This is a genomic window from Candidatus Streptomyces philanthi, from assembly GCF_059553635.1.
In genome coordinates, this window is sequence record NZ_JCANQV010000243.1 from 1 (window position 1) to 9,092 (window position 9,092).

11 protein-coding genes are annotated in these 9,092 nt (G+C 74.6%); 8 read left to right on the forward strand and 3 right to left on the reverse strand.

What is annotated here, in order from left to right:
• Positions 1-51 precede the first annotated feature (51 nt).
• Positions 52-906 (forward strand): spermidine synthase, encoded by an 855-nt coding sequence (locus AC51EU_RS23030; protein WP_496268944.1) that lies wholly within the window; start codon positions 52-54, stop codon positions 904-906.
• Here the strand turns inward: AC51EU_RS23030 and AC51EU_RS23035 are convergent, their stop codons facing one another.
• Entirely contained in the window at positions 907-2,214 is a 1,308-nt protein-coding gene (locus AC51EU_RS23035; protein WP_496268945.1) for an MFS transporter, read from the reverse strand.
• A gap of 146 nt (positions 2,215-2,360) precedes the next feature.
• On the opposite strand from AC51EU_RS23035, the gene AC51EU_RS23040 reads away from it, so the two are divergent.
• The 7 genes from AC51EU_RS23040 (at position 2,361) to AC51EU_RS23070 (ending at position 7,755) form a co-directional block, all read left to right on the forward strand.
• On the forward strand, positions 2,361-2,816 hold the full coding sequence (locus tag AC51EU_RS23040) for a DUF4442 domain-containing protein (protein ID WP_496268946.1): 456 nt from the start codon (positions 2,361-2,363) through the stop codon (positions 2,814-2,816).
• 259 nt (positions 2,817-3,075) lie between these two features.
• Positions 3,076-3,735, forward strand: a complete 660-nt coding sequence (locus AC51EU_RS23045) for a DedA family protein (RefSeq protein WP_496268947.1) — start codon at positions 3,076-3,078, stop codon at positions 3,733-3,735.
• A 218-nt stretch (positions 3,736-3,953) separates the two neighbouring features.
• Positions 3,954-4,952, forward strand: a complete 999-nt coding sequence (locus tag AC51EU_RS23050; RefSeq protein WP_496268948.1) for an alpha/beta hydrolase — start codon at positions 3,954-3,956, stop codon at positions 4,950-4,952.
• Between the two features lie 131 nt (positions 4,953-5,083).
• Positions 5,084-5,440: a DUF4333 domain-containing protein gene (locus AC51EU_RS23055; protein ID WP_496268949.1), complete on the forward strand. Its 357-nt coding sequence runs from the start codon at positions 5,084-5,086 to the stop codon at positions 5,438-5,440.
• Positions 5,441-5,518: 78 nt separating this feature from the next.
• A complete protein-coding gene (locus tag AC51EU_RS23060; RefSeq protein ID WP_496268950.1) occupies positions 5,519-6,055 on the forward strand; it encodes a gamma carbonic anhydrase family protein in 537 nt (178 codons plus the stop codon).
• Positions 6,056-6,128: 73 nt separating this feature from the next.
• A complete protein-coding gene (locus tag AC51EU_RS23065) occupies positions 6,129-6,902 on the forward strand; it encodes an acyltransferase (protein ID WP_496268951.1) in 774 nt (257 codons plus the stop codon).
• 289 nt (positions 6,903-7,191) lie between these two features.
• Entirely contained in the window at positions 7,192-7,755 is a 564-nt protein-coding gene (locus tag AC51EU_RS23070) for a YbaK/EbsC family protein (RefSeq protein WP_496268952.1), read from the forward strand.
• A gap of 129 nt (positions 7,756-7,884) precedes the next feature.
• Here AC51EU_RS23070 and AC51EU_RS23075 read toward each other — a convergent pair whose 3' ends face one another.
• Both AC51EU_RS23075 and AC51EU_RS23080 read right to left on the reverse strand, forming a co-directional pair.
• The gene (locus AC51EU_RS23075; RefSeq protein ID WP_496268954.1) at positions 7,885-8,373 is read right to left on the reverse strand and encodes a GNAT family N-acetyltransferase; all 489 of its coding nucleotides are present in this window, start codon (positions 8,371-8,373) and stop codon (positions 7,885-7,887) included.
• Between the two features lie 106 nt (positions 8,374-8,479).
• A complete protein-coding gene (locus AC51EU_RS23080; RefSeq protein ID WP_496268953.1) occupies positions 8,480-8,941 on the reverse strand; it encodes a CoA-binding protein in 462 nt (153 codons plus the stop codon).
• Positions 8,942-9,092 lie beyond the last annotated feature (151 nt).

The window sequence follows — 9,092 nt, forward strand, 5'->3', positions numbered from 1 at the left end:
TCTGGGACGGCTGACGGGGAGCGCCGCGCCCGGACCCGTCACAATGGGGCGGTGGACGAAGCACCCGAGCCGGTACCGGTCACCCGCGCCGTGGACCACGGCACCGCCAAGCTGCTGCCCGACGTCGACCGGGCCCGCGCCTGGCTGCTGACCGTCGACGGCGCGCCCCAGTCGTACGTCGACCTCGACGCGCCCACGGAGCTGGAGTTCGAGTACGCCCGCAGGATCGCCCACGTCCTGGACGAGGCCGCCGCGCCGGGCCGGCCGCTCGACGCCCTCCACCTGGGCGGCGGGGCACTGACCCTGCCGCGCTATCTCGCTGCCACCCGCCCCGGCTCCCGCCAGCTCGTCGTCGAGGCGGACCGGGGCCTCGCGGAGCTGGTCGCCGAACGGCTGCCGCTGCCGGACGGGTCCGGCGTCACCGTACGGGTGGCGGACGCCCGCACCGCGCTGGCGCAGGCGCCCGACGGGAGCGCCGATGTCCTCGTGGCCGATGTCTTCGGCGGCTCGCGGGTCCCGGCGCACCTGACCTCCCTCGGGTACGCGCGGGACGCGGCCCGGGTGCTGCGCCCCGGCGGCCGGTACACGGCGAACCTCGCCGACAGTGCCCCGTTCGCCTTCCTGCGCGGCCAGCTCGCCACGTACGCCCAGGTCTTCGCGCATCTCGCGCTGATCGCCGAGCCGTCGGTGCTGCGCGGCCGGCGGTTCGGGAACACGGTCGTGGTGGCCTCGCACACCGGACTGCCGCTGGCCGCGCTGGCCCGCCGTACGGCCGGTGACGCGTTCCCGGCGCGGGTCGTCCACGGCGAGGCGCTCACCGAGCTGATCGGGGACGCGGCCGCCGTGACGGACACCGGGGCCGTCGCCTCACCGGTGCCGCCGGACGGCGCGTTCAGCGTCGGCTGATCAGACCCCCGCCCCGCGCTCCGGGGCCGCCGCCCGCTCCGGCCCCGCGGCCCCGCCCGTGTCCGGCTCCGGCGGGCGCCGGGTCAGGTGCCGTACGTCCGGGACGCACAGCACGGCGGCCGTCAGCAGCACGATCAGCGCGGAGCAGCCCCACAGCGCAGCGGACCGGCCGACGAGGTCCTGCACCGGGCCGGCCAGCGCGGCGGCCAGCGGCATCAGGGACACCGAGCCGAGCATGTCGTAGGACGACACCCGGGAGAACTTCTCCTCCGGGATCTCCTGGTGCAGCGCCGTCATCCACGTCACGGCGAACACCTCGACCGCGATCCCGGCCACGAACATCACCGCGACGACGGCCGTGACGGGCAGCGGTACCGCGAGCGCCGCGGACGGCAGGGCGAGGGGGAAGACGCAGAGGCTGCCGGTGAACAGCAGCCGTCTGGGGGAGCGGCGGGTCATCAGCAGCGCGCCGCCCGTCGTCCCGACGCCGAACGCGGCGAGCGCCAGGCCCCAGGGGCCCGCGCCGCCCAGCCGGTCGGCGGCGACGAGCGGGCCGTACACCGACTCGGCCGCGGTCAGCACCGCGTTGACGACGGAGAACTGCACCACCACCGTCCACAGCCAGGGACGGCCGACCACCTCGCGCCAGCCGTCCCGCAGGTCGTGCAGCAGCCCGCCGCCCGGCGCCCGCTCGGGGGTCCCGCTGATGTCGAGGAAGGCGCGCAGCGCACCCGCGACGGCGAACGAGGCGGCGTCCACGGCCAGCACCCAGCCCGGCCCGACGGCGGCGACCAGGGCGCCGCCCAGCGCCGCGCCGCCGATGTTCGCGCCGTTCTGCGCCATCCGGAACACCGCGAACGCCCGGCTCGCGTGCGCGCCGGAGACGCTGGCGAGCACCATTCCCTCGGACGCGGGGGCGAAGAACGCGCTCCCGGTGCCGCCGAGCGCGGCCAGCAGCGCCATCTGCCACAGCCGGGGCTCCCCGGCGAGCACCAGCCAGGCGAAGGTGCCCTGCGAGAGGCAGTTGAGGGCGTTGGCCGCGACCATCACCCGGTGGCGCGGCAGCCGGTCCGCGAGTGCGCCGCCGACCAGCAGGAACACGACGAGGGGCACGGTGCGGGCGGCGGCGACCAGACCGACGTCGCCCGCCGTGCCCCCGGCCTCCAGTACGGCGAAGGCGGACGCCACCAGGGCGCCGGAGCTGCCCAGGCCGGCGACCAGGGTGGCCGCCGTGAGGAGGGTGAAGTTGCGTCCCGCCCAGGGATGCCTGGTGATCACCGCCACCGCCCGGTCGTGCAGGGGAGGCACCCGGCGTTCCGGATCTGTCGTCGTCTCGGCCACATGGGCCGGAAGCCTATCCGGGCGGCCCCGCCGGAGCGGCCTCGCGGCGGGCGGCGGCCGCGGGCTCCCGGGTACCCCTTCCCCCCTAAGCTACCGGTAGGTAACATGCCGCCATGTCCTCCGAAGCCCTGCCGCCGATCGGCGCGATGATGGCGGCCTCCGTGCCGATGGTCCGCACCCTCGACCTCGAATTCACCGAGGCCACCGCCGAGCGTGCCGTGGTCCGCCTCCCCGACCGGTCCGACTTCCACAACCACGTGGGCGGCCCGCACGCCGGGGCGATGTTCACCCTCGCCGAATCGGCCAGCGGCGCCGTCGTGATGGCCGCCTTCGGATCGGAGCTGGGCCGCGCGGTGCCGCTGGCCGTACGCGCCGAGATCGGCTACAAGAAGCTCGCCATGGGCCCGGTCACCGCCACCGCGGAACTCGGCCGCCCGGCCACCGAGGTGATCGCCGCACTCGACGCCGGCGAGCGCCCCGAGTTCCCCGTCCACGTCGCCATCACCCGCGAGGACGGCGCCGTCACCGGCGAGATGACCATCGTCTGGACCCTGCGCCCCAACGGCTGAGCCCCGCCCCGCCTCCGTCCCGGCCCGTCGCGCGCTGCGCGGCGGGCCCTTGTGCCAGGTGCGCAACCTCCCGTCACACCTGCGCGTCTTCCCCCGTGCGTACCCGGCGGTGCACGGGCGGGACCCCTTCCCGCCGGGCCGGATCGAGTACCCTTCCCGGGCGCCCCACGGCGTGCCGGGGGAGTCGCCGACCGGCGCCGGGCCGGGTTGACGGCGGGCAGCGCCCCACGGGGCCCGACACCAAGCGGAGGAAGCGGCTTTGCACATCCAGGAGTGGCTGGCGACCGTACCGGCCTTGAGCGTCTACCTCCTGGTGGGGGTGGTCATCGGTCTGGAGAGCCTCGGCATCCCGCTGCCCGGCGAGATCGTCCTCGTCAGCGCCGCGATCCTCGCCGCGACACAGGAACACATCGACCCCTTCGTCCTCGGCGCCTGCGCGTCCGCCGGCGCGATCATCGGGGACTCGATCGGCTATCTGATCGGCCGCAAGGGCGGCCAGCCCCTGCTGGACTGGGCGGGCCGGAAGTTCCCCAAGCACTTCGGCCCGGACCACGTCCGGATGGCCGAGGAGAAGTTCGACAAGTGGGGCATGTGGGCGGTCTTCTTCGGACGCTTCATCGCCCTGCTGCGGATCTTCGCCGGGCCGCTGGCCGGTGTCCTGAGGATGCCGTACTGGAAGTTCCTGATCGCCAACGTCCTCGGCGGCATCATCTGGGCCGGCGGGACGACCGCCCTCCTGTACACCCTCGGCGTGGTCGCCGAGGCATGGCTCAAGCGCTTCTCCTACCTCGGACTGGTGGCCGCCGTCCTCTTCGGCATCGGCTCCTTCCTGCTGATGAAGTGGCGCGCGAAGAAGGCCGCCGCGGCCCGCGAGGCGGCCGAGGCGGAGAAGAAGGCGGCGGCCTCCCCGGCCGACTGACCGGAACGACCCACGCCCCAGCACACCGGCCCGGCAGCACCCGCTGCCGGGCCGGTGGCGTGCCGGTGCCGGTGGCCGGAGTACGCCGTGCGGGAGGGCCCGGGGCACGACCCGCTCCGAAATGATCTTAAGGTGGTGGCCACCGCCCTGGCCCTCCCCTTCCGGCGGCGCATTCGCGCGCCGCCCCGCCGGGCGTTCACCCCGAGGAGAACACCCCGATGAAGTGCCCGCGCCCCGGCGCCCTGGTGAGCCTGCTCGCCCTGCTGGGGCTCCTCGCCGGCTGCGGCCCCGAACATGTCGACGCCTCCCGTGTCCCGAGGCTGAAGACGCAGGTCAAAGAGGCCGCCGACGACGCGCCGCCCCGGGTGGCGCAGCCCCGGGCGCCGCGGTCGGCCCTCACGGAGTACCGCACCACGGGCGACGACGGCACCAGGATCGTCACCACCCGCTGGCACGGCCGCGCCTCCGGCATCACCGGCGACATCTGGGCCTGGGTGCCGCCCCAGTACGACCAGGCGCGCTACGCCCGCAGCGGCTTCCCCGTACTGATCGCCCTGCCCGGGTCCTGGGGGTACCCGCTCAACTACTGGGCGTCGGACCGGTACGCCCTCCAGGAACGGATCGCCGAGTGGTCGAAGCAGGGCAAGACCCTGCCGTTCATCGTGGTGATGCCCGTCCTCAACCCGGAGAAGAAGTACTACGACGGCAGCGACATCCCGGGGCGGCCCAAGGTGGGCACCTGGCTGACCGAGGACGTACCGGACTTCGCCCGAGCCCACTTCCGTACCTACGACCACCGGGACGGCTGGGCCTTCATGGGCTCCTCGTCCGGGGGCTTCGCCGCGCTGAAGGCCGTGCTCAAGCACCCGGAGAAGTTCAAGGCCGCCATCGTCAACGGACCCGACACGGTCCCCGACTCGCCGATGTGGCAGGGGTTCCCCGAGGCGAAGCGGGCCAACGACCCCCGGTGGCTGGCCCGGCGGCTCGCCGACCGCAAGGGCCCGGACGTCCATCTGGCCTTCGAGCTGGGCACCGAGGAGAAGGCGGTGACGGACGTGAAGGCGTTCCTCCGCGAGTGCACGCGCGGCCCGGTCCGTACCACCCTCTTCGAGATACCCGGCGGCGGGCACGACGCCCGTACCTACCTCCAGCGGATGCCCGACTCCCTGCACTGGATCAGCGAACGGATGCGGGGACCGGCGCCCTCGGCCGTCTGAGCGCCCCGGCGTACGCCCGCCGCGTACGGCCGCTCCGGCGTCCTCCTGTTGCCGTCGGTCACCGAACCCTCACAATGGGTCGTGCCCCGGCCGTCGCGGCCGGGTACCACCGTCCGCCCGGGAGGAGCGCCGTGACCCCTCTGCGCGCCGTCGGCCTGGCGCTGGCCGCGCCGGCCCTGCTGGCCGCGGGCTTCGTCGCGGGCAGCAGGTGGCTGCTGGAGCGGGACGCGACCAGTGAGGTGAACCGCGTCAGCGACAGCGTCCCGCGCGCCGAGGTCGCCGCGTCCCTCGCCGGGCACCTGTCGCTGCCGCTGATCCTCAAGGGGCCGCGCTCGGTGGACTGCGTCAGCGACCTGCCCGCGGTCCCCGGGGCCTGGACCCGCTGCACGGCCCACTACCTGCGCGGCACGGACCGCGGGATGACCGTCCGGGTCGTCCGCGTCCACGGCGGCCGGATCACGTACGTGCGCGACGCCCCGCACCCGTGAACCGGCCCCCGGGCCACCGGACTTCTCCACCGCGTACCGTGCACCACGGCGTGATCGTACGGACGAAGGAGATCCTCCATGGCGCAGGACGCGTTGATCGCGGGCGTGGGCGGCACCGCCCCGGACATCGACCCGACGGCCTTCACCGCCCCGACCTCGGTGGTCCTGGGGGAGGTGACGATGGCCGCCGGGTCGAGCGTCTGGTACCACACGGTGCTGCGCGCCGACGGCGGCCCGATCACGGTGGGGGAGGGGAGCAACATCCAGGACAACTGCACGGTCCACGTCGACCCGGGCTTCCCCGTCACCGTCGGCGCCCGGGTCTCGGTCGGGCACAACGCCGTCCTGCACGGCTGCACCGTGGAGGACGACGTCCTGGTCGGCATGGGGGCGACGATCCTCAACGGCGCGCGCGTCGGGGCCGGTTCGCTGATCGCGGCGCAGGCACTGGTGCCGCAGGGCATGGTCGTCCCGCCCGGCTCACTGGTCGCGGGCGTCCCGGCCAAGGTCAGGCGGGAGCTGACCGAGGAGGAACGCGAGGGCATACGGGCCAACGCGGCGGTGTACGTGGAGCTGGCGCGGACGCACGCCCGGGTCCACGGCGAACGGGACTGAGCCACGGCCGGTGGGGTGAAGATCACAGGGCGGGGCCCGGCCGGGCACACGGCACGCTGAGTACGGTGTGCGAATGCCGTCGAACAAGAACGTGTTCTCGTCCCTCGCGGCCTGGCGGCGCCGGGCCGTCTCCCGTGCCGTGCACCGCGGGTCGCGCTGGATGCGGGAGGCCGCGGCGGTGACCGCCGACCGGCCGGGGCCCTACCGGTTCCGCCGGATCGGCGCCGGCACCCGGCTGGCCTTCCCGCAGGGAACGGTCTTCGGCGAACGCTGGATCGAACTCGGCGAGCACTGCATCATCGGCCAGGACGTCACCCTCACCGCGGGCATGATGCCGGACCTCGACCTCGGCCCCGACCCCGTCCTCACCCTCGGCAACGGCGTGGTCCTCGGACGCGGCAGCCATGTGATCGCCGATGTCCGGCTGACGATCGGCGACGACTGCTTCTTCGGCCCCGGTGTCTACGTCACCACCACCAACCACAGCTACGACGACCCCGGCGTCCCGGTCGGCAAGCAGTGGCCCCGCACCGAACCGGTCACCATCGGCCCCGGCAGCTGGATCGGCACCGGCGCGGTGATCCTGCCCGGCGCCCGCCTCGGCCGCAATGTCGTCGTCGCGGCCGGCGCGGTCGTCCGCGGCGAGGTACCCGACCACGCGGTGGTGGCCGGCGCACCCGCCAGAATCGTCCGCACCTGGCACCCCGAGGAGGGCTGGCGCCCCCCACTGCGCACCCCGCCCCCCGTCCCCATACCCGACGACGTCACCCCGGCCCAACTGCTCGCTCTGTCGGCCGCCGAGGACGGTCGGGAGGAGGGCGGGAGGCCCGGGACCGGGGTGGGGTGAAGGAGGGGCTGTGGGGACGTCAGCCGCCGGGGTGTAGAGGGGCGGTGGTCGCGGCGGTGGGGGCGTCGTGCGGGACGGTGGGGCGGGCGCTGAAGTCTGCGGCTGCCGCGATGACGGCACCGAATCGGTCGGGATGACGTTGCCGGTACTCGTCCTGCCCGGCCACCGCGATGGCGGAACTGCACCCGCCGCGATGCCCCTGTCGGTACTCGTCCCGCCGGACGCGAGGTCCGTCCACCTGCCGGAACGGACCGGAACACCGCCCGCGAAGGCTGTTAGTTTGACGCGCATGCCGCACCCCATGGATGCCTTCGACGATGTCCGGCCCGCCGTCGACCGCCTGGACCTGCTCACCCCGCCGGTGGCCGCGGCGCTGCGCGAGTGGAGCGCACCGGTCCCGGTCGAGGAGATCCGCTACGTCGACACCGCCCCGGCCATCGCCGACACCGCGGACCTCGTCGCCCACCACGGCGACTGGCTGCGGGAGCGGTCCGCCAACTGCGTGGTGGTCGCGGGCAGGCGCGGCGCCACCACCACCTTCGCCGCCTGCCTCGTCCCCTCGCACACCCGCGTCGACGTCAACGGCACCGTGCGCCGCCACCTCGGCGCCCGCAAGGCGTCGTTCGCCCCGATGGAGACCGCCGTCGGCGACAGCGGCATGGAATACGGCGGCATCACCCCCATCGGGCTGCCCACCGACTGGGCACTGCTCGTGGACACCACCGTCGCCGACATGCCGTACGTCCTCATCGGCAGCGGCCGACGACGCGGCAAGCTCATCGTGCCGGGCAAGGCCCTGACCGGTCTGCCGGGTGCGGAGGTGGTGGAAGGGCTGGGCGTGGCGGTCGGCTGACGGGGCGTCGCCCCGCTGCCCCACCGCCGACCGGCGGGCCGGACCGTACCACCGCCGAGCCGCGGACGCGCCCCGTCGGCCTGGCCCGGGGCGCGCCTGCGGCGGACGACGCGACGTTCGCCACGGGCCCTAACCGTGTGTCCGGCGCAGGTCGAGGGAGAGTGCCGTGGAGTGTTCGGTGAAGCCGAGGCTGCGGTAGAGGGGTTCGGCGTCGGCGGTGGCGTGCAGGTCGACGCGGGTCACGCCCTGGTCGGCGAACCAGTTCAGGAGTGCCTCGGTCGTCGCCCGCGCGTGGCCCTGGCCTCGGTACCGGGGGTCGGTGCACACGTTGAAGACGAAGCCGAAACGGCCCGACGGATGGCCGGGCGCCGGAAGCCGCTCCTCGACCGTGCCGACCGCGCATGCCGCCAGATGCGGTCCGCCGTCGTCCGCCCGGCCGTCGATCACGAACGCGCCGAGCGAGCACCTGGGGGCCGACAGATGACGGCGCGCCATCACCTCGGCCTTCCGCTCCCAGTCGCCGGGCTCGTCACGGCCGGTCATCGCGCGGAACATCATCCGGCGCAGCCGGACCAGTTCCGCGGCGTCCTCGGGGCGGGCGGCACGCGGTGTGGGCATGAGCATGAGGTGACGTTAGCGCCCGTCCGGCGCGTTCCGTCGCGGCGGGGTGTCCGGCACGCGCGCCCCCGGCCTCGCCGGACCGGCCACGGGGCGTGCCGGGCGGCTACGTGCGAGTGGCGGACGAAGGGGGCGCGGACGGGCCCTGATCCACCACCTTCATCCCCAACCGAGGCATCTCGACCGCCGGGCACCGGTCCATCACCATGTCCGTCCCCGTGGCGCGCACCCGCTCCCACGCCGCCTCGTCGACCACGCCGATCTGGAACCACACGGCCTTCGCGCCGACCGCCAGCGCCTCGTCGGCGACGCCGCCCGCCAGGTCGCTGTTGACGAACACGTCCACCACGTCGACCGGGAAGGGGATGTCCGCCAGCGACGCGTAGCCGCGTTCGCCGTGCACCGTCTCGGCGCGCGGATGCACCGGCACGATCCGCTTGCCGTAGCGCCGCAGGACATCGGCCACGCCGTACGCCGGGCGGTTCTCGTTGGCGGACAGGCCGACCACCGCCCAGGTGTCGCCCGTCTCGGTGAGCACTCTGCGGATCGTCCCGGGATCGCCGTACACGCTGCCTCCTGCCGGTCGGGGCCCGCGCGCCGCGGGCCTCGTGGAGGGAACGGGCCGGGCCGCCGGGAGATTCCCGGGCCGGACGGCGGGACGCCCCGCCCGAAGGGGAAGACGGGCGGGGCGCGATCATGTGGCGGCGCGTCAGCCGGTG

What these genes read in the sequence shown, in the direction of transcription:
- AC51EU_RS23075 (WP_496268954.1), bottom strand. Translation starts at nt 8,373, where the DNA reads ATGCCCACACCGCGTGCCGCCCGCCCCGAGGACGCCGCGGAACTGGTC.
- AC51EU_RS23040 (WP_496268946.1), top strand. Translation starts at nt 2,361, where the DNA reads ATGTCCTCCGAAGCCCTGCCGCCGATCGGCGCGATGATGGCGGCCTCC.
- AC51EU_RS23065 (WP_496268951.1), top strand. Translation starts at nt 6,129, where the DNA reads ATGCCGTCGAACAAGAACGTGTTCTCGTCCCTCGCGGCCTGGCGGCGC.
- AC51EU_RS23070 (WP_496268952.1), top strand. Translation starts at nt 7,192, where the DNA reads ATGCCGCACCCCATGGATGCCTTCGACGATGTCCGGCCCGCCGTCGAC.
- AC51EU_RS23050 (WP_496268948.1), top strand. Translation starts at nt 3,954, where the DNA reads ATGAAGTGCCCGCGCCCCGGCGCCCTGGTGAGCCTGCTCGCCCTGCTG.
- AC51EU_RS23060 (WP_496268950.1), top strand. Translation starts at nt 5,519, where the DNA reads ATGGCGCAGGACGCGTTGATCGCGGGCGTGGGCGGCACCGCCCCGGAC.